This is a genomic window from Paenibacillus sp. 22594, from assembly GCF_052044425.1.
Lineage (GTDB): Bacteria > Bacillota > Bacilli > Paenibacillales > Paenibacillaceae > Paenibacillus_AQ.
On the sequence record NZ_JBQENA010000002.1, the window covers coordinates 506,534 to 530,680 of the forward strand.

22 protein-coding genes are annotated in these 24,147 nt (G+C 49.0%); 19 read left to right on the plus strand and 3 right to left on the minus strand.

The features are described from left to right. The first annotated feature begins 31 nt into the window (after positions 1 to 31). The 12 genes from ACTJKB_RS09000 (at position 32) to ACTJKB_RS09055 (ending at position 14,281) form a co-directional block, all read left to right on the plus strand. Positions 32 to 916, plus strand: coding sequence for a carbohydrate ABC transporter permease (locus ACTJKB_RS09000; RefSeq protein WP_440833362.1), 885 nt, complete (start codon positions 32 to 34; stop codon positions 914 to 916). Beyond that, positions 916 to 1,746, plus strand: a complete 831-nt coding sequence (locus ACTJKB_RS09005) for a carbohydrate ABC transporter permease (RefSeq protein ID WP_074085315.1) — start codon at positions 916 to 918, stop codon at positions 1,744 to 1,746. The genes ACTJKB_RS09000 and ACTJKB_RS09005 overlap by 1 nt, the downstream gene beginning before the upstream one ends. A 28-nt stretch (positions 1,747 to 1,774) precedes the next feature. Continuing rightward, a complete protein-coding gene (locus ACTJKB_RS09010; RefSeq protein WP_440833363.1) occupies positions 1,775 to 3,637 on the plus strand; it encodes a cache domain-containing sensor histidine kinase in 1,863 nt (620 codons plus the stop codon). Further along, positions 3,615 to 4,406, plus strand: a complete 792-nt coding sequence (locus ACTJKB_RS09015; RefSeq protein WP_440833365.1) for a response regulator transcription factor — start codon at positions 3,615 to 3,617, stop codon at positions 4,404 to 4,406. Before ACTJKB_RS09010 ends, ACTJKB_RS09015 begins: the two co-directional genes overlap by 23 nt. A 320-nt stretch (positions 4,407 to 4,726) precedes the next feature. Continuing rightward, a complete protein-coding gene (locus ACTJKB_RS09020; protein ID WP_440833367.1) occupies positions 4,727 to 6,988 on the plus strand; it encodes a stalk domain-containing protein in 2,262 nt (753 codons plus the stop codon). A 158-nt stretch (positions 6,989 to 7,146) separates the two neighbouring features. After that, entirely contained in the window at positions 7,147 to 7,608 is a 462-nt protein-coding gene (locus ACTJKB_RS09025) for a Fur family transcriptional regulator (protein WP_440833368.1), read from the plus strand. A 1-nt stretch (position 7,609) separates the two neighbouring features. Continuing rightward, on the plus strand, positions 7,610 to 7,873 hold the full coding sequence (gene yidD, locus ACTJKB_RS09030; RefSeq protein WP_440833370.1) for a membrane protein insertion efficiency factor YidD: 264 nt from the start codon (positions 7,610 to 7,612) through the stop codon (positions 7,871 to 7,873). A gap of 447 nt (positions 7,874 to 8,320) precedes the next feature. Next, positions 8,321 to 10,345, plus strand: a complete 2,025-nt coding sequence (metG, locus tag ACTJKB_RS09035; protein WP_440833372.1) for a methionine--tRNA ligase — start codon at positions 8,321 to 8,323, stop codon at positions 10,343 to 10,345. Between the two features lie 209 nt (positions 10,346 to 10,554). After that, complete coding sequence (locus ACTJKB_RS09040) at positions 10,555 to 11,529, plus strand: metal ABC transporter solute-binding protein, Zn/Mn family (RefSeq protein WP_440833374.1); 975 nt, start codon at positions 10,555 to 10,557, stop codon at positions 11,527 to 11,529. A 32-nt stretch (positions 11,530 to 11,561) separates the two neighbouring features. Further along, entirely contained in the window at positions 11,562 to 12,311 is a 750-nt protein-coding gene (locus ACTJKB_RS09045) for a metal ABC transporter ATP-binding protein (protein ID WP_440833376.1), read from the plus strand. 389 nt (positions 12,312 to 12,700) lie between these two features. Continuing rightward, complete coding sequence (locus ACTJKB_RS09050; RefSeq protein WP_440833378.1) at positions 12,701 to 13,504, plus strand: metal ABC transporter permease; 804 nt, start codon at positions 12,701 to 12,703, stop codon at positions 13,502 to 13,504. 63 nt (positions 13,505 to 13,567) lie between these two features. Then, entirely contained in the window at positions 13,568 to 14,281 is a 714-nt protein-coding gene (locus ACTJKB_RS09055; protein WP_440833380.1) for a cytochrome c biogenesis CcdA family protein, read from the plus strand. On the opposite strand, the gene splB is transcribed toward ACTJKB_RS09055, so the two are convergent. Continuing rightward, on the minus strand, positions 14,278 to 15,354 hold the full coding sequence (gene splB / locus ACTJKB_RS09060) for a spore photoproduct lyase (protein ID WP_440833382.1): 1,077 nt from the start codon (positions 15,352 to 15,354) through the stop codon (positions 14,278 to 14,280). The two genes, ACTJKB_RS09055 and splB, sit on opposite strands and share 4 nt — an antisense overlap. A 192-nt stretch (positions 15,355 to 15,546) precedes the next feature. Between splB and mntR the strand changes: the two genes are divergently transcribed. The 3 genes from mntR to ACTJKB_RS09075 all read left to right on the plus strand — a co-directional run bounded on the left by mntR (position 15,547) and on the right by ACTJKB_RS09075 (position 18,827). Further along, a complete protein-coding gene (gene mntR / locus ACTJKB_RS09065; RefSeq protein ID WP_019909637.1) occupies positions 15,547 to 15,972 on the plus strand; it encodes a transcriptional regulator MntR in 426 nt (141 codons plus the stop codon). A 181-nt stretch (positions 15,973 to 16,153) separates the two neighbouring features. Further along, on the plus strand, positions 16,154 to 17,821 hold the full coding sequence (locus ACTJKB_RS09070; RefSeq protein ID WP_440833384.1) for a family 10 glycosylhydrolase: 1,668 nt from the start codon (positions 16,154 to 16,156) through the stop codon (positions 17,819 to 17,821). 58 nt (positions 17,822 to 17,879) lie between these two features. Then, entirely contained in the window at positions 17,880 to 18,827 is a 948-nt protein-coding gene (locus ACTJKB_RS09075) for a patatin-like phospholipase family protein (protein ID WP_440833386.1), read from the plus strand. A 91-nt stretch (positions 18,828 to 18,918) separates the two neighbouring features. Here the strand turns inward: ACTJKB_RS09075 and ACTJKB_RS09080 are convergent, their stop codons facing one another. Together ACTJKB_RS09080 and ACTJKB_RS09085 are read right to left on the minus strand one after the other, a co-directional pair. Continuing rightward, positions 18,919 to 19,260 carry a hypothetical protein gene (locus tag ACTJKB_RS09080; protein ID WP_440833387.1) on the minus strand — a complete coding sequence of 114 codons (342 nt, stop codon included), beginning with the start codon at positions 19,258 to 19,260 and terminating at the stop codon, positions 18,919 to 18,921. Positions 19,261 to 19,267: 7 nt separating this feature from the next. Then, positions 19,268 to 20,215 (minus strand): DUF1385 domain-containing protein, encoded by a 948-nt coding sequence (locus ACTJKB_RS09085; RefSeq protein WP_440833877.1) that lies wholly within the window; start codon positions 20,213 to 20,215, stop codon positions 19,268 to 19,270. Between the two features lie 207 nt (positions 20,216 to 20,422). Here ACTJKB_RS09085 and ACTJKB_RS09090 point away from each other — a divergent pair, with 207 nt between their 5' ends. The 4 genes from ACTJKB_RS09090 (at position 20,423) to ACTJKB_RS09105 (ending at position 24,127) form a co-directional block, all read left to right on the plus strand. Further along, on the plus strand, positions 20,423 to 20,914 hold the full coding sequence (locus ACTJKB_RS09090) for a YqhR family membrane protein (RefSeq protein WP_440833389.1): 492 nt from the start codon (positions 20,423 to 20,425) through the stop codon (positions 20,912 to 20,914). A 74-nt stretch (positions 20,915 to 20,988) separates the two neighbouring features. Further along, positions 20,989 to 22,056, plus strand: coding sequence for a M24 family metallopeptidase (locus tag ACTJKB_RS09095; RefSeq protein WP_440833391.1), 1,068 nt, complete (start codon positions 20,989 to 20,991; stop codon positions 22,054 to 22,056). Between the two features lie 45 nt (positions 22,057 to 22,101). Beyond that, positions 22,102 to 22,659 carry an elongation factor P gene (efp, locus tag ACTJKB_RS09100; RefSeq protein WP_074085298.1) on the plus strand — a complete coding sequence of 186 codons (558 nt, stop codon included), beginning with the start codon at positions 22,102 to 22,104 and terminating at the stop codon, positions 22,657 to 22,659. A gap of 214 nt (positions 22,660 to 22,873) precedes the next feature. Further along, positions 22,874 to 24,127, plus strand: a complete 1,254-nt coding sequence (locus tag ACTJKB_RS09105) for an aspartate kinase (protein WP_440833393.1) — start codon at positions 22,874 to 22,876, stop codon at positions 24,125 to 24,127. The last annotated feature ends 20 nt before the right edge of the window (positions 24,128 to 24,147 follow it).

Consider the following 24,147-nt stretch of genomic DNA (forward strand, 5'->3'; position numbering starts at 1 on the left):
TCCTTGATTCTCATGCAATCGGAGGAAAGTCATGAATAAATCACTCAAAAATCCGCTGGTGTTCACCTTGTTTATTTTGCCTGCATTAATCTTGTTTTTGATGTTCTTCATTTATCCGATATTCAGCTCACTATACTACAGCCTTACCAGCTGGAACGGCGTTTCAGACACCGTTAAGTACACAGGAATGAGTAATTTTGAAAAAGCCCTGGGCGATGAGCGCTTCTGGGTATCTGTCAAAAACAACGGCTGGTTTATTTTGTTTTCTGTATTCATTCAGGTTCCCCTCATTATTCTGTTCTCTCTGCTAATTGCCAATGTCAAAAAGCTGAAGGGACTCTACAAGACGGCAGTCTTTATGCCTTCCATTATGTCTACGGCGGTTATTGGTATCTTGTGGGGGTTCATCTATGAGCCCAATATCGGGCTGTTCAATAAATTGCTGGGGGTTATCGGAATTGAACCGGTATACTGGCTGTCGGATGAACGGTTCGCCATGCTATCCATACTGATCACCAATGCCTGGCAGTGGACCGGATTCTACATTGTAATGGTGCTGGCAGCGATTCTATCCATTCCGGGAGAACTGGATGAGGCCGCGGCCATTGACGGTGCAACGGGCTTCCAGCGGGCTACACGCATTACTTTGCCGCTAATCGTACCGATCATTTCTGTTGTTATTATGCTTTCCATCGCCGGAGCCATGAAGGCAGCGGATATCGTCATCGTTATGACGAAAGGTGGACCAGCAGGTTCAACCGAGGTAATGGCTACCTACATGATCAAATACGCCATCACTAACTTCAAATATGGGTACGGGAACGCCATAGCCGTTCTGATCTTTATGTTCACGCTTGTGGTTACAGCACTTTATCAGCTGCTGTTCGCCCGGCGTAATGAAAGGATTGAATACTAATGGCGCGAACATTGAAAAAGAGCATACCTCATATCGCATTGCTGGGTTATCTTGTAGTTGTTTTGTTTCCGTTTCTGTTTGTATTATTTTCTTCTGTGAAGAAGGACAATAATGCCATAGCGCTGAATCCTTTTGGAATTCCGAAGGAGTTTGTGTTTAACAATTATGTCGAGGCTTGGGTGAATGCCAAGATCAGCACGTACTTTTTTAACAGCTTATACATTTCTATATTGTCATCTGTAGTATCTATCCTGCTGGCTTCCATGTTCGCCTTTGCGGTTACACGGATGCGCCAGGGCAAGTGGAACCAAATCCTGTTCTCGCTGGTGCTGATAGGGATGCTGATTCCGAATAATGCGCTGATGCTTCCGATTTATACGATTGTACGCAAGCTCCATATTCTGAACACCCACTGGGCACTGATTATCCCCTATATCGCCAATGCGATTCCATTCACAATTATTATTTTGGCGGCGTTTATGCGCTCTTTACCCAGTGAAATTGAGGAAGCTGCTGTTATGGATGGCTTGAAGGCCCCGGGTATCTTTGCTAGAATTATTGTACCTTTGACGGTTCCCGCCATGGTTACAGTATTCATTGTTAATTTCCTGGGAAATTGGAATGAGTTTTTGCTGGCCAACTATTTTCTTTCGAATGACGAGCTGCGCACGCTTCCGGTGGGAATGGTCCAATTCCGTGATCAGTATCAGATGAACTATGCGCAGATGTCCGCAGGCATTGTCTACAGTGTGCTGCCGGTCGTAATTATTTACGCCATTTTGCAGGAGAAGATTATTGAAGGGGTTACAGCGGGCAGCGTAAAAGGATAATCCTATTCACAGTCAGGGGCACTAGCCGATGAATTTGCGCTATAAGTTGTTTACGGCGTTTTTGGGCCTGATTATCATTCCTCTGTTTATTCTTGGCATGATTATGTTCTTTGTAACTTATAATTCAATTGAGAAGAAGTACAGCCAGCAATCCGAGTATTCGCTTAAAGCCATCAGCTACAGCATATCCAGTGTCTTCAAGGACATGGACAACGTCACCGATAACGGAATTGCAACCTCAGTATTTCATATGGCACTTAGTGCAGATGACCCGTTCACACAGGATTTGACCGATGCCGAGCAGCTTAGTCTGAACGCCAGCCAGCGCAACTTCCGTAGTCTTTTATACAATCATCCATCGATCAGCTATGCTTTTCTCTACAATTTTAACGGGAAAGGCAGCTCGGAGATTGTCTCTATCTTCAACAAGGAGAATTTCCGTACACTCCCCTATGACAAGTTCAAGGGAAGTGAGCTGTATCAGGAGGTCATGAAGCTCAACGGAGTGCCCAAATGGATTGCACCTCACGAATATCCGGAACTGACCGGAACGGAGGCTGTATTTACGCAGATCCGGCTGGTGAAGGAACTAAGCTTTTTTCAGAATATCGGTATTCTGGTGGTGCAGATCAAGAACTGGGAGTTCGAATCGATCTTCCGCAATCTCAAAATCGGGGATAGTGACCAGAAGGTTTCCTTTATGCTTGTGAACGATGATGGCATGATTCTGTTTGATCCGGACCGCAAGCTGGATGGACAGGATTTCCATTCCTTTACAGCGAAGAACTTCACTTTTCAAAAAGGCTTCCAAAGCTTCAGAACAGAGTTCGATGGCGAGAAAAGCATACTCTCGGTCTATCATCTTAAGGATTATCCCTGGAGTCTTGTCTCCATTACCTCATGGGATTCTCTGTCCCGGGAAGTAACGGTGTTTGCCCGATGGTTTGTGGTTGTAATCTTCTTGTGCCTGCTGGGTGCAGTCATTTTTAACCTGTTTTTCATGAACCGGATTACGGGCGGTATTGCTGTTATAGTCCGGTTTATGCGGCGGGTCGAGGATGGGGATCTCACTACGCGTGTGGAGGAGAAGGGCAGCGACGAAATGACACTGCTTGCGCGGGGCTTCAATGATCTGATGGATAAAATTAATAGTTTATTCAATAGGGTGCATGTGGAGCAGCATCGGAAAAACCAGGCTGAAATGCGGGTGCTTCAGGCACAGATTAAGCCACATTTTCTGTTCAATACGCTGGAATCCATCAATGTGCTCGCTGTGCAGAATGAAGGCCGGAAGGTCAGCGAGATGGTCTACAGGCTGGCCAGCATCCTTCGTATCAGCATTCAGGACAGGGATGAAATTACACTGGATGAGGAAGTCACGCACCTGCGCAATTATTTGGATATTCAGAAATTCCGCTTTGAGGATATTTTCGATTATGAGATTGATATTCCCCAGGAGCTGTTAGGCTGTGGCGTCCTCAAGCTTACCTTGCAGCCGCTTGTCGAGAACAGCATCCAGCACGGGTTCGAAGGGATCGAATACAAGGGGATGGTTAGTGTAAAAGGCTGGGAAGAGCGGGGGAATCTGATTCTGCAGATTAAGGATAACGGGATTGGAATGAGTTCAGCCCAGCTGTCCATGTTCCAGTATATGGTGAGTGAATCAGGAGAGGCTGCCGAATCCATCACCGGGAACAAACCGGAGCATGGTATTCATCTGGAGCGGCGCGGGCTTGGTGTACGCAGTGTAGCTGATCGTATCCGTATTGAATATGGAGACAGATATGGGATATTTATCTGCGCAAGTCCGGGAGAAGGTACCATCATCCAATGCGTCATCCCAAAATACGGGCAGGGGGAAGATCATTATGCTAAAGGTATTATTGGTTGACGATGAAGCCCCTATACTGGGCAATCTGCGTCGTGTGCTGCCATGGCAGGAAATGGGGATGGAGATCACCGGCATGGCCCGCAGTGGAATGGAGGCGCTCCGCATTGCTGAGGAACAAGCCCCGGACCTTGTACTCTGCGACATTCGTATGCCCGTCATGGATGGATTAACGTTCATCGGCAAGCTGCGCGAGATGGGACTGGACAGCGAGGTTCTGCTGCTTAGCGGCTATCAGGAATTCGATTATGCACGGGAAGCCATCCGGCTTGGAGTGAAGGAATATATCTGCAAGCCGATTCATTATGAAGAGCTGGGCAACAAGGTGCGAGAAATGGGCACGCGTATCCGCAGCAAACAATACAAGGATAAGCTGTACAACAGCATTCCGCTGTTTCAGGAGCAACCTCTGGCAGAGGATTCTGCTCGGAAAACACCGGAACAGCTGATGAATCTGGCGGCTCAATATATTTCGGAGCGGCTGAATTATGATCTGGGTATTGAGGAAGTGGCGAATAGAATTGGCATCAGCAGCAGCTATTTTTGTCTTCTGTTCAAGAACCGCTTTGCCATGACCTTTGTGGAATATGTAACGCAACAGCGAATGGAAGCAGCGAAGTTCATGCTGGCAAGCAGTGACAAGAGCATTACTGCGATCAGCGCAGGGGTGGGTTATCAGGAGCGTCGATATTTTACAAAAGTGTTCCAGAAACAGACGGGAATGACCCCCAAAGAATACCGGGACCAGCATAGAATGCCGGAGACTCGGTAAGCATAGGTTGATTCATCTGAAGAGGCGACTACCTTGTCCACAAGGTTAGTGTCTCTTTTTTTGTAGTGTATAGTAAAGCCTGTTAGAATGATAATGGGATTCTGGTGATAATAAATGGAAAAAAATTTTAATCTTTTCTTTACATTTAATGAAACTTTTTAGGGAGTCATGCGTCTAATACTATGTTTTGTAAATGAACGTGGCAAAAATCACAGTGTCGTCCCTTACAGGGCGATTGCGTTTTTGCGGGGAATATAAGGATTGCAGAGAGAGACTTACTTTCCTTATATACTACTAATAGGAGCAGAAGGAGTCATACCATGAATTTGAAAAAAATCTCGTTAGTTGCAGTCCTGGTTATATCGCAGGTTGCAGCTGCAGTGCCGGCGTTTGCCGTCCCTGTAAGCACCACCACAACTGGAACAGTAGTTCAAGCAGCCGAGGCTACTCCTGCGCCTGTGACGGCGCCAGAGCCTGAAGCTACTGACCCGCTGCCTCCGCTGGTTTCACCGGGGACAGCGACACCAACACCAACACCAACACCAATATCGGCACCATCAGCGATGCCTTCTGCATCGGCCATTCCTGCTGCAACGGTAGTGCCTTCAGCCACACCGGTACCCGCACAATCAGCAATACCTACAGCTACACCTGGCACGATCACACCAAGTGGGACCACAGGGGGACAAATTATCCAGACTGCTGGAGCGAACCAACTCATTCTTATGATGAACAGTAATAAAATGTATAAGAATGGCACCCCGTATTTGGCCAATCAGCCAATGGCAGTTAAGTATGGCGTATCCTATGTATCGATTCGTGCCATGGTAGAAATGGTTGGCGTAAAATATACCTATGATACAAAAACAAAGGAAGTTATTGTAACCAAAGGCGACAGCATCATGCGCTTTAAGACAGACAGCAAGATCTATACGGTAAATGGCAACAAGGTGCCCATGAAAGGGCCTGCCTACCAGTTCAAGGGAACATTCATGATACCTTTGACCTCCATTACAGGAGCTCTTTCCATCCCTTATAGTGTTGATAACGTGGGGAAACGTGTCATTCTGTCACTGAACACGAAGCCAACGGCTTCTTTTACTGTACAGCCGACTGTAATTTATGCCGGACAAACGACTGTGAATTATGTAACCAAGAGTTCATCCCCCAACGGCGCTGCAATTGTAACTGAACAGTGGGGCGGCAACAAAATGGATATTTATGATCAGCCGGGATTTTATACGGTAACCTATTCGGTAACGGACGCTTCCGGACAGACGAGTGATCCTTATTCAGTAACCTTTCAAGTCCTCCAGCCAAACCAGCCGCCTGTTGCCAATTTCTCTTCCGATAAAGAGGAATACAAAATGGGTGAGCCGGTGACCCTTACCGACCAGAGTTATGATCCGGAAGGTGAAGAACTGACGGTTGAGTGGACGAACCGAGCGCTGGCCTTTTTTAATCCGGGACCTGTTTCGATCCAGCTCAAAGTAACTGACAAACACGGACTGAGCAGTACGTTCGAGAAAACCATTAATATTACAAGCGAGCAGTTGTATACCCAGGATGAGGTAGCCAAATTGTTCACAGTTCCTGGTGACATTATCTCGATGGACGGCGGTTCGATTCCAGGATTGCCAAACCTGCAGTACAATTTGTCTTCTGAGGGATATAAGCTGATTCGCAGCAACAGCCCGGAAACGGTCAATTCGGAAGGTGTGCTGTACCGCGAAACATCAGTTGGACTAACCCGTTTCCTGGTTCACCACATGAACAATATGTCCACTAGACAGAAGCTGTATGTAATCGCAACAAACAACAACCTATACCCAACTACAATCACTACCCAATATTTGGGGATCGCAGGTCCGGCCACATCACCGGAATACACAGGTAAAATTTCGATCCAAAAGTATTACCAATCCATGCTTAACAACTCAAGTTATGGAACGATTACTCTTCAACCGGGGCAAAGTATGCCTATCATGACGGATATCAGTAAAATCGCCATGAAACCTGGTGAAGTGCTCTCGCTAAGTGCTGACCTGTCCAGTGATTTGGCAGTACAGTATAACGTTGTAATGGTTGAGCAGACTAAAGATCCGGTAGCATTGTTGCCATCTCTGCCCCTTCTGGACCGTGATGGTGTACACAACCGGGGAACCTACGATGAGTCTACACGTATAATCAGTGTCTTTGATGAGGTTGGAGCCACACAGTCGAAGCTTGTGCTTGGTGACAACAGCAAGGACCTGAATCTGGTCGGTATTGATCCGATGAGCGGAACAGCCGCTTCGAACTCAGGCAACTTCGGGGTTCTATACAAAATCAGACTCGAAAGTGTCGCCAAGAATACACTAATTACATTCAATCCGCGCGGAGGCAATTATCTGGGGTCCATAATGGTCAACGGTTCGATTATTAATCTGCCGAACAAAGGGAATTTATCCAGCTCCGATATGAACGCTGTGCTCTATCGATCCGGCGAATATACAGGTCCGGTGGATATCGTATTCTCGGTGGCTTCCGGCAGCAATCTTCCGGTAAACCTGGTCTTTACACCCATTTTGGCCAAAAAATAAATCGGGCAGTTTCGTCAAAAGGCCTGTCAGCATTCCCATATGGGAACGGCTGACAGGCCTTTTGCTGCAGGAGCCACGAGGCTTTATTGACGGGGCTTTTGTTTTGGGGCATTATTAAGAGAGTGCAAAACAAAGACTTTGTTATGGGAGATGAGCAAATGCTGTCGACAGATCAAATACTGGAAGCCATGTCGGGGCAGGGACTGCGAATCACCGATCAGCGCAAAACGCTTGCCAAGCTATTCGGCGAGAATACGGGGTATTTATCCGCGAAGGATGTATATGAGCATATGGGTCGTAAATACAGCGGGCTCAGCTTCGATACGGTATACCGCAATCTGCGGATCATGGAGGAGCTTGGAGTACTGGAGCAGGTGGTGTTTGAGGAGGGTGTCAAGTTCAAGGGCAGCTGCAATCAGGATCATCACCACCACCATATGATTTGCCTTCAATGCATGAAGACTTACCCGATCAATTTCTGCCCGATGAATCTAACGGATACGCCCGACCAGTTCCGGGTGGTCAAGCATAAATTTGAGGTGTTCGGTTACTGTAAGGATTGTGAACAGAACCGTGAAGAAGAGACTGCCCTTGCGGCTCATGGTAAAGAAGGCCACTGACATGGATATAGGACGCAAAACGATCCAGGCACCAATCCGGGTGTACCGTAAGTTCATCTCACCGATCAAGCCGGCAACCTGCCGCTTCTATCCTACCTGCTCAGCTTATGCACTGGAAGCGATCGAAGTCCATGGTCCGGTGAAGGGCTCGTGGCTGGCAGCCAAGCGGATCGCCAGATGTCATCCCTTCCATCCCGGAGGACTTGATCCTGTACCTCCGCGGGATGAACGGCACACCGGGGGAGAATCAGCAAAGGCAACTTGACATGGTGGACAGACATGGGTATATTTTGGATAATACGATGAATTCCAAGGAACGGAAAAGTAAATCGGGACAACCATTACAGAGAGCCGGGAAGTGCTGAAAGCCGGTATGGTGAGAAGGTTGAAGATGGTCCGGGAGGAACTGTGGGCGAGCGTCAGGCCATGCAAGGCGGCTGCGTAAAGTCACGGCGTGTTCCAGCGTTAATGGACAGTTCCCACTTCGGGGACTGGCGAAGCCTGTGCTCTGCGAGGAGCCGGGGAATTTTGGGTGGTATCGCGTGAGTAATCCTCTCGCCCCATATTGGGGCGGGAGTTTTTTGTGTTTGAACTATAAGAATTTATATGTTTTACGATATAAATTATCCTTATATTTTTCACTGAAACGGATCCCGTCCTTAATAGGACGGCGAAGCCGTTTCCACTTGCCAAGACGAAAGGATGACAAGAAATGAGCGACAAGAAAACATTTTATCTGACAACCCCGATCTATTATCCGAGTGACAAACTGCATATCGGTCATGCATATTCGACAGTGGCTGGAGATGCAATGGCACGCTACAAGCGGCTGCGCGGCTATGCGGTACGTTACCTGACCGGTACGGATGAGCATGGACAGAAGATTGAAGAGAAGGCTGCAAAGGCCGGCAAGACACCTCAGGAGTTTGTTGACGGGATCGTTGCCGGCATCAAAGACTTGTGGCGCAAACTAGACATCTCGAATGATGATTTCATCCGCACAACTGAAGAGCGTCATAAAAAAGTGGTGGCGGATATTTTTGACCGGCTGCTGAAGCAAGGCGATATTTACAAAGGGGAATATGAGGGCTGGTACTGTATCTCGGATGAGACTTTTTACACCGAGACTCAGCTGGTGGATATTGAACGTGATGCGGATGGCAATATTACTGGAGGCAAAAGCCCGGACAGCGGACATCCCGTTGAACTGGTCAAAGAAGAAAGTTATTTCTTCCGGATGAGTAAATATGCTGATCGGCTGCTTCAGTTCTATGACGAGAATCCGGAGTTTATTTTACCTGAATCGCGCAAGAATGAAATGATTAACAACTTCATCAAACCGGGTCTGGAGGATCTTGCTGTTTCCCGGACAACGTTTGATTGGGGCGTGAAAGTCAAAGGTGATGACAAGCATGTGGTCTATGTGTGGATCGATGCGCTGACGAACTATATTACTGCACTTGGATATGGCTCTGAGGACCGGAGCTTGTATGATCAGTTCTGGCCTGCAGACGTACACATTGTGGGTAAGGAAATTGTGCGCTTCCATACGATATACTGGCCAATCATCCTCATGGCTCTCGGGGAGCCGCTGCCGAAGAAGGTATTCGCGCATGGCTGGCTGTTGATGAAGGACGGCAAAATGTCGAAGTCGAAGGGGAATGTGGTGGACCCTGTGACGCTGATTGACCGCTACGGTCTGGACGCGCTGCGCTACTATCTCCTGCGTGAGGTTCCCTTCGGCTCGGATGGGACCTTCACTCCAGAAAGCTTCGTCGACCGCATCAACTATGATCTGGCCAATGACCTCGGCAATCTGCTGAACCGCACGGGAGCCATGGTGGAAAAGTATTTCAATGGTGTGCTTCCGGCCTATGCAGGCAATGTGACCGCGTTTGACAGTGAGCTTGAGACTGCGGCTCAGAACACTTATGCCAAAGTGGAAGAAGCAATGGAGAAAATGGAATTCTCCGTTGCGCTCACCGCGATCGGCGCCTTCATCAGCCGGACGAATAAATACATCGACGAGACCCAGCCTTGGGTTCTTGCGAAGGATGAGAGCCGGAACGGTGAGCTGGCTTCCGTGATGAGACATCTCGTGGAAGGACTGCGCACAGCTTCGATCCTGCTGCAGCCGTTCCTGACGGAAGCACCGGCCAAGATCTGGCAGCAGCTAGGCATTGAGAAGGGCGAGCTGACGACCTGGGACAGCGGCAAATCCTTTGGACTTATTCCAGCCGGAACCAAGCTGGCCAAGGGTGATCCCATCTTCCCGCGTCTGGACGTGGCACAGGAAGTGGCCTACATCGCTGAAGCGATGGGTGCAGGCAAACCGGCAGAAGCAGAAGCTGTCCCTGTAGCTGATGCGGGAGCTGTTTCAGCTGTAGCGGCGGATCCAGAAGAGGAGCACAAGGAAGAAATCGGTATTGATGATTTCGCCAAAGCTGAACTGCGTGTGGCCCAGGTTATTGCCGCTGAGCCGGTTAAGAAGGCGGATAAGCTGCTGAAGTTACAGCTGGATCTCGGGTATGAGCAGCGCCAGGTCGTCTCCGGCATTGCCAAATTCTATACACCGGAGGAACTGGTGGGACGTAAGGTAATCTGTATCGTTAACCTGAAGCCGGTGAAGCTGCGGGGTGAGCTGTCTCAAGGCATGATCCTGGCAGCCTCCAAGGGCGACCAGCTGACCATTGCTACTGTGCCGGACAGCATGCCGAACGGTGCGATTGTGAAGTAGGCTGAGCTGATCCAGCCTGAATTCATGGTTTGAAGCAAGGAACACCTTCCGCGAGTACCGGCAGGTGTTCCTTTTTTTAAATATAAGAATTTATATGTTTCACGCTATAAATCATCCTTCTATTTCTCGCTGAACATGTTGACTTATCGTAACGATTACTATTATAATTCAAATAGTAAAATTTACGATTTGAGGAGTCGATCAATCAAATGTTATTCAAGAGCCTGCACAGGGGCGTGCTGCTTACGCTGACTTTGCTGGTATTTTTGCTGCTTGCAGCTTGTGGTCCGAAGAGCAGCGGAAGTATTGTCGAAGGTAAAGTGAATGTAATTACTACTTTTTATCCCATATATGAATTTGCCAGTGAGATTGGCGGGGATGATATTAATGCTATCAACCTGCTGCCAGTGGGCGTAGAGCCACATGATTGGACACCGCGCAGCCAGGATATTATCAACACCTCCAAAGCTCAGCTGTTCCTGTATAATGGTGCCGGGCTGGAAGGCTGGGTGCCGAATTTCCTCAAGAGTCTGGACAGTGACAGCGAGGTCAAAGCGACCCAGGTCAGCGAGGGCGTTGATTATATTATGACTGATGAGGAAGACGGGCATGATCATGGAGGAGAAGGTGAAGCAAAGGCAGAAGTAAGTACGGATACTCTGCATACTGACCCGCATACTTGGGTAAGTCCGAAGTCAGCGCTTATCATGGCTGAGAATATAAAAGAAAGTCTTCAGTCCGTTGACCCTTCGCATAAGGATGGTTATGAAGAGCGTTATAACAAGCTTGCCGAACGTTTAGAGGCGCTGGATCGTAAATTCACCTCGGAGCTGACCAAACTTCCCAATCATGAGATTGTGGTATCCCATCAGGCCTTTGCTTATCTGGCCCGTGACTACGGTTTGACGCAGCATGCCATTATGGGGCTGTCGGCTGATGCCGAGCCGCGAAGTCAGGACCTGCTTAAGCTTGCTGATTTGGTGAAGAAGGAGGGTATCCGCTACATTTTTTTCGAGGAGCTGGTGTCTGATAAACTGGCGAAAACCCTCGCAGGGGAAGCTGGGGTATCCACTATGGTGCTCAATCCAGTCGAGGGACTGACAGAGGCGCAGGAGAAGAATGGGGACAACTACTTTACACTGATGGAGAAAAATTTGCAAAATCTGATTCTGGCCTTACAATAAAAAGGAAAGTACAAGTGAAAGGCGGTACTCACATGCAATCGGTATCCCTGGACTGCCATCAGCATATGATCGAAATACAGGATTTATCCTTTTCCTATGGAGAACAGAAAGTGATTACAGACCTCAATTATACTGTGAAGGAACGGGATTTCCTGGGCATTATTGGTTCAAACGGCGCCGGTAAAACCACTCTTCTGAAGATGATTGTCGGCCTGCTGCCTGCAACTAGCGGTGAAATCAAGTTGTTCGGACAGCCGGTCAGAAAGTTCAAGGATTGGGAACGGATCGGCTATGTACCGCAGAAGAATGCATTCAATCCTCTGTTCCCTGCGACGGTGCGGGAGGTAGTGTTGTCCGGACTATACAATAATAAAAACCTGATTCGCAGAGTATCCAAGGCACAGCAGCAGAAATGCGATGATGCGCTGGAAGTGATGCGGATACAGGACATTGCGGAGAAAAGAGTCGGTCAGTTGTCCGGCGGCCAGCAGCAGCGCGTCTTTTTGGCCCGGGCGCTGATCAACCATCCCGATCTGCTGATTCTGGACGAACCTACGGTCGGTATTGACGCCGAAACTCAGGCCGGATTCTTCGAATTGATTATGCATATGCATGCACATCACCACATGACATTCCTGATGGTGTCGCATGACATCGACATGATCAAGAATTATCTGGGTAAGGACCCTGTGCAAAAAAACGGCAAAATCAATTTCTACTGCCGTCACTCTCATGACGCCCAGGATTGCGCAGTAGATAACCTGCAGCATACACTTTCCTAGACCGTGTTCTTTTTCACAGGATAATCTTCTATGCCCAGGTCGTCCATAGTACAACATAGGACGACCTGGTCTTTATTCTAGTCTTTTGCATTTACGTTCTTAATCTTTAATTCAAATCTTTATGCTCTAATCTTTAAGCGCTATCTTTAAGCTCTTAGTTTTTACTCGAACCTAAATCCCGAATGGGTATAGCGTGTCCCGTTCAGGGACGAAAAGCGATCCTTCCTCTCACGTTCTAAGCACCATCTAACTGTTCACTTACGCCAGTTGCACTTAACCGGGTGTCCAGAGGGCAGAGCCCTTGGGGCCCTCCCTTGGAAGGGAGGGTTTGGGAGGGATCGAAAAGGGGTTTGAAACGCCTCATACGATATTCAGAGGAGATACTTATCTTGGACATTCTATTCAGTGATTTTTTTCAGCGGGCGCTTGCAGGCGGGCTCATGATTGGCATTACCGCTCCGCTCATTGGTGTGTTTCTGGTGCTGCGCCGCCTGTCCATGATCGGTGATACACTGGCGCATGTGACGATCGCCGGGGTAGCACTCGGGTTCTTGACTGGATTCTACCCGCTTGGAGCGGGGCTGATCTTTGCGGTTATGGCGGCATTCGCCATCGAGAAGCTGCGCAAAGCTTACAAAAGCTATGCTGAGCTATCGATCGCCATCATTATGTCAGGCGGTGTTGCGTTGGCCTCGCTTTTTTTCACCTTGGGCAAAGGGTATAATGCGGATGTGATGAGCTACTTGTTCGGCAGCATTTATACACTCGATAATACCGATCTCGTAGTAGTGGGTATTGTGACCCTTGCGGTGGTGGTTGTGGTGACCCTGTTCTTCAAAGAATTTTTCCTGCTTAGCTTTGAAGAGGATGCGGCCAGCGTGAGCGGTCTGCCTGTAAAGCTGCTTAATATGCTGATTACAGTTTTAACAGCGCTTGTCATCAGTACAGCTATCAAAATTGTCGGCTCATTGCTGGTGTCGGCCCTGCTGACCATTCCTGTGGCAATCAGCCTATTGCTCTCTCGGAGCTTCAAGTCCTCGGTTATGCTGTCGGTTATCATTGCTGAAATCGCGGTTGTGGGGGGGCTGGTGGTTGCGGGAATTTGGAATCTTGCACCTGGTGCGACGATTGTCCTGCTGCTGATTGCGCTGCTGACCTTGACCCTGATCGGTAAAAAAGGGCTGCCGGCGTAAACCAGCTTGTGAGAGTATCCGTTCATACGAAGTGACCCCTAACCCGGAAGGAGAGAAGCCACTTTGTCCAACCTGAATGCCGGAATTGCTTTTGCCGCTGGGGTTGCGTCGTTTATATCTCCATGCTGTCTGCCGCTATACCCGTCTTATCTGTCCTATATTACCGGTTTGTCCGTTCAGGAATTAAAAGCAGGCAGCAATACCCGGAAGGCCCGGTTCCGCACCCTAAGCCATACGTTGGCATTTATTCTTGGATTGTCTGCGGTGTTCTATACGATCGGTTTTGGAGCAGGTTTGTTTGGAGAAGTATTCCAGGAACAGCGCGACCTGATCCGTCAATTATCGGCTATTCTTGTGATACTGATGGGGCTGTTCCTATTGGGCATCTTTCAGCCGAAGTTTCTCCTCCGCGAACATAAACTTAATATGAAGTGGAAACCCGCAGGATATTTAGGTTCATTCATTCTGGGAATTGGCTTCTCGGCAGGCTGGTCTCCGTGCATTGGGCCGATCCTGACGCCAATCATTGCGCTTTCAGCCAGCGATCAGGGGGCCTGGTTTACGCTGATTACAGCCTATTGCATCGGGTTTGCGCTTCCTTTCTTTGTACTGGCCTTTTTCCTCGGGGGAGCCCGGCGGATTCTCAAATATTCCAATCTGCTTATGAAGTCAGGCGGTGGACTCATGATTTTCATGGGACTCCTGCTGTTCACGGATCAGATGTTCCGCATCACCATATGGCTGCAAGGAATCACACCTGACTGGTTGAAATTTTAGGTGAAATAATCGATCCCCGCTTCCGGAAAATGTTCAAAAATCCGCTCTGTGATAAATTCCCGCAGGGCGGTTTGCTGTTCATCGGGATAAACGTATTTATGCTGGCCCCAGCGGCCCCATTTCTTTTTGCGTTTCTCGATGTCCATTTCCAGTTTCGATTTCGGATAACGCTTCTCGATGACGGTCTTGGCCGTCTTGGTGAACCGGTGCTGAATCATCTCAAAAGTGAGGCCTTTGCCCGTCTCTGGCGGCAGCGTCTTAGCCAGCTTCTCAAGCAGTTCGGCATAGCCTTCCTGCCAGCCCTCATGCCAGATGATCGGAGCGATGATGAAACCAAGCGGATACCCTGCACGGGCGATTTTTCCGGCAGCTTCAATCCGTTCCTCGAAGCGTGAGGTCGCCGGCTCGAAATTTTTAATTACATAATCGGCGTTTACGCTGAACCGGACCCGGGTATGTCCGTTATGCTTCAAATGGAGCAACGGCTCGACATGCTGGTATTTGGTAACAAAACGCAATCTGCCCAGCGGCTCTTCTGCCATGAAGTTGATCAGTTCTGCAAGAGAACCTGTGATATGCTCAAGCCCCAGTGGGTCTGAGGTACATGCTGCTTCAAAAGAAGTAATCTCTGGAGCGCGCTCCTCAATATACTTTTTGGCAGCGCCGATGATATCCTCTGTATTTACATAGACACGGATATACGGCTTGGCGCCCAGCGTTGTCTGCAGGTAGCAGTAATGACAATGCCCCATACAACCGGTGGCAATAGGAATTGCATAGTCGGCAGAGGGCTTGGACTGGTCGAAGGTTAAGGTTTTACGGATGCCCACTACGAGGGTCCGTTTGGCAATTTTATATTGCTCGACCTCCGTTTCTCCCGGAAGATTCGTGATCCGGTTGTGTGAGGTAGTCATGCGGTATGGGATATTCTGTGATTTGACCCATTCCATAATCCGCGCGCCTTTGGGGAACTTTAGTGCCTCCGGCTCAAAAAAAACAAGTTCTGGAATAAACAGTCCGGTGGGCTTTCTTGGTTTCTTGGCGGAAGGGCGTTCAGGCACTGCTAAAGTCATGAATTCACGCTCCTTATGAATGAGGATATGATTATTGTGCCGAACAAGGGCCAGCGGAAACCGTGGTAAACTTCGCTAATGGTTGCGGGAACTGTGCCGCAGGACTTGCCAAGGAGCGGCAGAAACATGTATCATTGTTAGAGCAAGGTTGGCCCCCGCGCCACGCTCATTATAGAAAAGAGGTAAAGTTTAATGCCAACACCCAGCATGGAGGATTATTTGGAGCGCATATACAAGCTCATCGACGAGAAGGGTTATGCGCGGGTCTCGGATATTGCCGAGGGACTGGAAGTACACCCCTCCTCTGTGACCAAGATGATCCAAAAACTGGATAAGGACGAATATCTCATCTATGAGAAATATCGTGGGCTTGTCCTAACAAGCAAAGGGAAAAAAGTGGGAAAACGTCTCGTTGACCGTCACCAGCTGCTGGAGGAATTTCTCGGCCTCATCGGAGTGCAGCAGGAGCATATTTATAAGGATGTCGAAGGAATCGAGCATCATTTGAGCTGGGACTCCATTACGCGTATTGAGACGCTAGTGGAGTATTTTCGCCGTGATGAAGCGCGCCTGCAGACCTTATACGATATTCATCTTGAACTCGTCAGCGACTCATAAATGATGCAGTTTTTGTATGTATACCGCAACCTTTCCATTTTTTTTACGTCATAACGGGTACCGTTCTTTTTTTGTTTTCAGGACTCCGTTTGACAAGTGAAACGGCCGTCTCCCTTTAACAAGGACGAGAGGGCCGTTTTCTTTTTTATACAATAAATTTATATTATACCGGGGAGGAATTATGAACTACCGTAAATGGATGCTAGGAGTGTTAGTGTTGTTGTTGTGCCTGCCTATAGGGATGACTGGCGTTAGAGCGGCGGCCCTGCAAATCACGATTGAGCTGGATGGCGAGACGCTAAGCCCTGATGTGCCGCCTTATATTACATCATCGAATGTAACTATGGTGCCTGCAGGTGTAGTCAGCAAGGGGCTGGGTGCAGCAGTAGAATGGGATCAGAACACCAGGACGGCGACAATCAGCAAAGGGGAGAACGTGCTTAAACTGACCAGCGGCTTAAAGACTGCACTTGTCAATGATAACGCAGTAGGCCTGGATACCTCGGTACAAATTGTGCAAGGACGGGTAATGGTTCCTCTGCGCTTCGTGAGTGAACAGCTTGGGCTGCAGGTGGTATGGAATCAGGCTGCTAAACATATCGCGCTATATTCTAACGCTGAGATTGGCGGACCCTCCACACCGTCAGTACCTACAGTACCAACACCAAGCGTACCCACACCGACCGTGCCGAAACCGACGGTACCACCAACACCGGCGGTTCCTTCAATTCCTGGGGCGAAGACGTCCAAAGAAATGAAGGGTGCCTGGATCTCTACAGTGTTCAATCTGGACTGGCCGTCTACATCTTCAGCAGGCAATGAGACCAAGCAGAAGAAGGAATTCGACACTTTGCTGGACAAGCTGCAAAGTGCCGGATTTAATGCCGTATTCGTACAGGTTAGACCCTCTGGTGACAGCCTGTATCCTTCTGTGCTCGTTCCCTGGTCCAAGGTGCTGACCGGGACGCAGGGTAAGAATCCGGGTTATGATCCACTGGAATATATGGTCAGCGCCACCCACAGCCGAGGCATGCAGTTCCACGCCTGGTTCAATCCGTTCCGTGCGACTACAGATGCCAGCACGTCAGGCCTGGCCAGTAATCATGTGGCGAAAGCCCATCCGGAGTGGGTCGTCCCAGCAGAGAACAAGCTCTACATCAATCCAGGTATTCCTGAGGCGCGTCAGCATATCATCGATACCATAATGGAAGTGGTAAAAGGATATGACATTGATGGCGTTCATCTGGATGATTATTTTTATCCATCCGGTGTATCTTTTGCCGACGATGAGGCATTCAAGAACTTTAATCCCAAATCGATCAGCTCCAAAGGTGATTGGCGCCGGGATAACATCAACGATTTCATCAGCCGCCTGGGTCAAGCGATTCATGGAGTGAAGCCCAATGTCTCCTTTGGCGTCAGCCCGTTTGGGGTCTGGCGGAACAAGAAAGCTGACAGTACCGGTTCCGACACCACGGCAGGTGTATCTGCTTATGATGATATGTATGCAGATACGCGGACCTGGATACGCAGCGGCTGGATCGACTATATTGCACCGCAAATTTATTGGAGCTTGTCCTTCAGTGCCGCCCGTTATGATAAGCTGGTGGACTGGTGGGTGAATGAGGTGAAGGGTACGGGAGTCAAGCTGTACATAGGACAGGCCACCTACAAAGTAGGAACCGACAAAAGTGCTGAATGGCAAAGCGGAGAACAGATTATCAACCAGCTGAAATATAATGAGAAATATGATGAGGTAGCCGGCAGCATTATGTTTAGAGCGAATGATATTGTGACCCGTGATCCATTTGGGTTAGCCAGTTTACTGACCTTTTATTTCAAGTCATGAAAATTCCCCCGTGCTCATAGATAAGCTATAGGATCTATGGAACGGGGGATTGCTGTCTATGGAGATCAATGCCGTGTTTGAAGGCGGGGGTGTCAAAGGGATCTCGCTCGCTGGCGCGGTTCAGGCTTCTGAGCGGGCGGGGGCGGTGTTTAAGCGGGTGGCAGGAACCTCTTCAGGCTCCATCATCGCCTCGCTGCTTGCGGCAGGTTATGACGGGGAGGCGATGAGCCGGATCATAAAGGGAACTAGCTTTTCCTCTTTTCTGAAACGGGGAGCGCTGTACAATACGGCTTATGTGGGCCCTGCAGTGCGCGTGTTAATCAAAAAAGGGCTGTATTCCGGAGAGGTGCTGGAGTCGTGGATACGGGGGATTTTGAAGGAAAAGGGGCTTGTCACCTTTGGGGATTTGCCCCGCGGCAAGCTATCCATTATCGCTTCCGATATTACAAACGGGCGTCTTATTGTACTGCCTGACGACTTGGAGCAGTATGGCATATCACCGGAAGGGTTCGAGGTATCCAAAGCAGTGCGGATGAGCTGCAGTATTCCGTATTTTTTTGATCCGGTGAGGCTGAGGATGAACGGTGAAGCAGCCAAAGGAAAGCCATTTGCCGAGCAATTTGTCTATATGGTGGACGGGGGCCTGCTCAGTAACTTTCCGCTGTGGCTGTTCGATGAGAAAGAGGAAGGCTTCAAAAGCCCGGGACACAGAGTTCCAACTGTAGGTTACCAGCTGATCGGCAAAACAGAGCCGCAGCCTCATCGGATTACCGGGCCTTTCAGCATGCTGCAGGCGATGGTGGGCACTATGCTGTCCGCCCATGATGAACGATACATTGAAACTGAGAAATTCGTGCGTACGGTCAAAATCCCCACCTTGGGCATCTCGATGACTGAGTTTAATATTTCAACAGAGAAAAGTGACCAGCTTTATACCGCAGGGTACAAGGCTGGGGAGGATTTTTTCAAAAATTGGCGGCCGATTCCGAAGCCAACGATTTTCTAATAGGCTTATTTGTATAAAAAAAGGCCTTCCCACATTAGCTGTAACGTGGGAAGGCCTTTTGAAATCTATCTTTTAGCGGACGGCGGAGCTTCTAATGATATTTGGGGAGCTGCTCGTCGTTCTTGCCCTTACTGCCTTCAATCACCTGGAACGGATAGGTCTTGCGTTTACCAGTAGAAACTGGCTGTGTCTTGCGAAGACCGGCGACCTTGGCCATGGTTTTTTGTGAAGGTTTTACTTTGGTTTTGGATCTGCCAGGACCCTGTCCATAGCCCGCCTTAGCTGACCGGTAAGCATAAAACACAATTCCTAAAAGCAGTAACGGTATAATCAAAGACGTCAGTGCCCGGAAGCCAAACATCATAAACTGTGTTACTAGACCCAGTACCGCAAGTGATACTGTTATCCAAAAAATCAAAGCATGCTTGATCATAGACCACTCATCCTTTCGCAGGATCCAAAATTCCGCCTGACACATTTGCTTCCGTATATGCCCCTGCTTCGATTGCGGCATCCAGCTCCCGCATCCGGTTGAACGAGGCGATGGAGACTTCGACCATTTCATCTTTGGGTTCTTTGGTGGTGAGCAGCTGCAGCCACAATCCGGGATAGCCCAAATATTTCAGTCCCGGAATATCTCTTACGGCATTGGTTCCTTTCAGAACTTCAAAAGAGATACCAATTACGACAGGCAGCAGAACAATACGCTGTACTACACGTTCCACCAGGTTATCCCAAGGGAACACCGAGTAGATGATGACCCCCAGGATGATCGTCAGCATCATGAAGCTGCTTCCGCAGCGGTAATGCAGACGACTGTATTTCTGGACATTCGCTACAGTGAGCTCTTCACCGGCTTCAAACGCACTGATGACCTTGTGCTCGGCACCATGGTACTGGAACAACCGCTTGACCACAGGAGTCAGGGAAATGGCCCAGAGATAGACGAGCAATAGTATCAGTTTAATTCCGCCTTCTACGAGGTTGTGCAGAATGTAGTTATCAAATGCATCCTTAAACAAAAAAGTTTCTACAAAGACAGGAACAAGAGTGAAAATCAGCTTGCCGAAGAGGAATGATAAAATACCCATAACCGCTACGCCAAAAATCATCCCCAGGCTCCAGCCCTCTTCCTTCTTCTTGGCTTTCTTCTCTTGCTCAGCCAAATCTTCAGGCTCTGTCTCATCCTCTGCATAGGATTCTGCGGAGTAATTCAAGTGTTTGGAGCCTTTGGCGCTGGAATCTATAATACTGACAAGGCCGCGGAGAAGCGGAATCTTGCGCAGCTTGACAACCCAGCTCTTATCGCTTCTCGGCACCTCCAAAAATGTGATTTCCTGATTCTTCCTTCTTACGGCTGTTACGTTAATATGCTTGCCGCCGAACATAACGCCTTCAATGACGGCCTGCCCGCCGTAACTTGGAGTTTCCTGGGACAACCAATTCACCTTCCCGTATATTAATGTGATTTATATAATACATTGTAACTAATTTATGCTGACATTGCTAGTTGGATTGCCTTTTGCTGTACATACTAGGAACTGGGAGCAGAGAGACAGCAAAAGTATTTCATCCATTGAAAGTGAGGCAGTAGAATGAGCAAATCCTATACGCAAAAATCGGAGCATACCAACCTCTGGACTTTCTCCTTGGAACTGGGTTATTTCGCCGGACTGATCTGGGGAGGAGCGCGCTGGCTGATGTATGCCATGCATTTTACAAAAGTGCTCCCGGGATTTTTAGCCGAGCCTTTTTTTAAACATGATTTTTTGAAGACTTCGGCGGGAAATCTTATAGGGTATCTATTTTTTATTGCCTGTTCGGTTATAGCGACCCTGCTCTATGTACTGCTCTTCCGCAAGCTGAAGGGGCCGTGGCCGGGAATGATATACGGGGTGCTGTGGTGGTCGGCGATCTTCCTTGCCGGATCATGGCTGTTCCTGCAGCAGCGGCCATTTCGGCTGCCGTGGAACTCCGTAATCAGTGAGTTCTGCATCTTTTTACTCTGGGGATTGTTCATCGGATATACAGCGGCAATCGAGTATACGGATGAACGAAAACGTGAACAGCAGACAAAGCTTGCCTGAACGCCCGAAAAAACTTCTCAAGGGCATGACCCTATGTTAAAATACAATGTGGCTATTTCGAGAGGAGAATGAAAATGGGCAACAAGCGTGTCTCCAAGCTGCGGAAGGTTTTGCAGGAACAGGGATTGGATGCAATCTTAATAACCAGCGGCATTAACCGCCGCTATTTGAGCGGATTCACCGGTTCTTCCGGTTATGTTCTGGTTACCGGCGATGACAGCTATCTGCTGACTGACTTCAGGTATATGACACAGGCGGCGGAACAGGTAACAGGCATGAAGGTTGTTCAGCACAGTTCGAAGTTTATTGACACTGTCCGTGAGCTGCTACAGGGTGCAAATGTCCGTATCGGCTTCGAGCAGGATGATGTGACTTTTAGTGCCTATACAGCCTATGCGGCTGCATTGCAGCCAGCGGTGCTGGTACCGGTTACCAAGGCTGTAGAGAATCTGCGGGCGTTCAAGGATGAAGACGAACTGGCGGTTATGCAGCGTGCTGCCGATCTGGCGGATGCTACGTTCAGCCACATCCTAAATGTGATCAAGCCCGGCATGACCGAACGTGACGTGGATCTTGAAATGGAATTCTACATGCGCACCCACGGCGCAACCTGTTCTTCGTTCGATACGATTGTCGCTTCCGGTGAACGGTCGGCGATGCCGCATGGTGTGGCAAGCAGCAAGGTCATTCAGAACAATGAATTCGTAACCTTCGATTTCGGTGCGCTGCTGGACGGCTACTGCTCAGACGTAACACGTACCATAGCTTTGGGCTCTCCGGACCCCAAGCTGAAAGAAATTTACGACATTGTGCTTGAAGCTCAGCTACATACGCTGGCAAATATCAAGCCGGGGATGACCGGACGGGAATGCGATGCATTGGCGCGTGATATTATCACCCGCTATGGCTATGGGGAATATTTCGGACACAGTACAGGGCACGGTTTGGGTATGGAGGTTCATGAATACCCTCGTTTGTCCAAGCTGGCTGATGAAATTATGCAACCGGGCATGGTCGTGACTGTGGAGCCGGGCATTTACTTGTCCGGACTTGGCGGTGTGCGGATCGAAGATGATATCGTAATCACCGAGAGCGGCATTTCGCTGCTGACTCACTCTTCAAAGGATTATTTGGTGCTGTAAGAATGCTTTAATCGGGTAAATTATTGATTCCAGGAGGGATTTTTAGTGATTTCAGTTAACGATTTCAAAACAGGCTTGACCGTAGAAGTAGAGGGTGATATTTTTACTGTCATCGATTTCCAGCATGTTAAGCCAGGTAAAGGTGCCGCATTCGTGCGCTCCAAGCTTAAGAACCTGCGCAACGGTAACACCGTTGAGCGTACCTTCCGTGCCGGTGAAACCATTGGCCGCGCCATCATCGAAAACCGTGGAGTACAATATCTGTATGCAAGCGGATCGGAACATGTATTCATGGATAATGAAACCTACGATCAGTTCGAGCTGTCCGCCAAACAATTGGAATGGGAGCTTAACTTCCTCAAAGAAAATATGACCGTAAATATCGTCAGCTTCAAAGGTGAAATCCTCGGCATTAACCTGCCTACCAGCGTTGAACTGAAGGTTACAGAAACAGAACCGGGCGTTAAAGGGAACACAGCTCAAGGCGCAACCAAAGCGGCTGTGCTGGAAACCGGCCATACGGTTCAGGTTCCTCTGTTTATCAATGAAAACGATGTTCTGCTGGTTGATACACGTGAAGGCAAATACATTTCCCGCGCGTAGAATTTGCCGGAGCAGTGATGCAATTTTTCTACACCAGCCTCCCCGCATATGCGGCGGGGCTTTTTTGGTACTTTTCGGTTCGCCAGAAACTATATTGAGATTATAATTTTTGTGAAACCATTAACGCATGAGGTGTTTTTCGTATTATACTGGTTTAAAGCACGAAATTAATTCTAGGCTGTTACATAGACCGAAATAGGGAGTGAAATGGACTTTGTCACTTTATGTCATGAAATTCGGAGGCAGCTCCGTCGGCGACATTGAACGAATGAAACGCGTTGCGGGGCGCATCGCAGCCAAACAGGATGAAGGTCACCGATGTGTTGTGGTTGTATCCGCTATGGGAGATACTACGGATGAACTGATCGATCAGGCCAAGCAGCTGAACGGGCAACCGCCTGCACGCGAAATGGATATGCTAATGACCACCGGAGAACAAATCTCTGTAGCACTGCTCTCCATTGCCCTGCATGGGATTGGCCGCAGCGCTGTATCCTATACGGGATGGCAGGCAGGCTTTCGGACGGACGAGACACATGGCCGGGCACGGATTAATGAAATCGTTCCACGCCGCGTTCTGGAGTCTCTGGAGCGTGAGCAGATCGTAATTGTGGCCGGTTTTCAGGGGATGACCCTGGACGGAGAGATTACCACACTGGGCCGTGGAGGCTCGGATACCACAGCGGTAGCGTTGGCCGCTGCCATCAAAGCGGATGTCTGTGAAATCTACACGGATGTGGACGGCATTTATTCCACAGATCCGCGTATTGTGAAGACAGCGCGCAAGCTGAAGGAAATCTCTTACGACGAGATGCTGGAGCTGGCCAATCTGGGAGCAGCTGTGCTGCATCCGCGGGCTGTAGAATATGCAAAGCGATATCAAGTGAAGCTGGTCGTCAGATCGAGCTTTAATCATAATGAAGGTACTGTTGTGAAGGAGGAAGCAAGCATGGAGCAGGGTGTGGTAGTTAGCGGAATAGCTTATGACAAGAATGTGGCGCGGATTAGTATTTTGGGCGTGCCCGATGAGCCTGGTGTGCTGGCCCAGGTCTTCGGCAAGCTTGCCGAAGAAGGGGTGGACGTCGATATTATTGTACAGAGCGGTGTTCAGAACGAGAAGGCTGACTTTTCCTTCACCGTCGCACTGAGCGAGCTGGCGCATGCTAAAGAGGTGATCGAGGGGCTCCACAGCGTGCTTCCTTACCGCGAAGTCACCTCTGAGGATAATCTGGTCAAGGTATCGATTGTTGGCGCGGGTATGGTCAGCCATCCTGGTGTAGCCGCGCAAATGTTCGAAGTGATCTCCAAGGAAGGTGTGAGCATCAAGATGGTCAGCACCTCCGAGATCAAAGTGTCGTGTGTCATTGAGTCCAGCAATCTGCAAAAGATCATCCAGGCGCTACACACCGCCTACAATCTGGATACAGAAGAGCAGGCATTTGTGGGTGGACCCAAAGACCGCCGCTAAAAGCCTTACTCATATGAAAT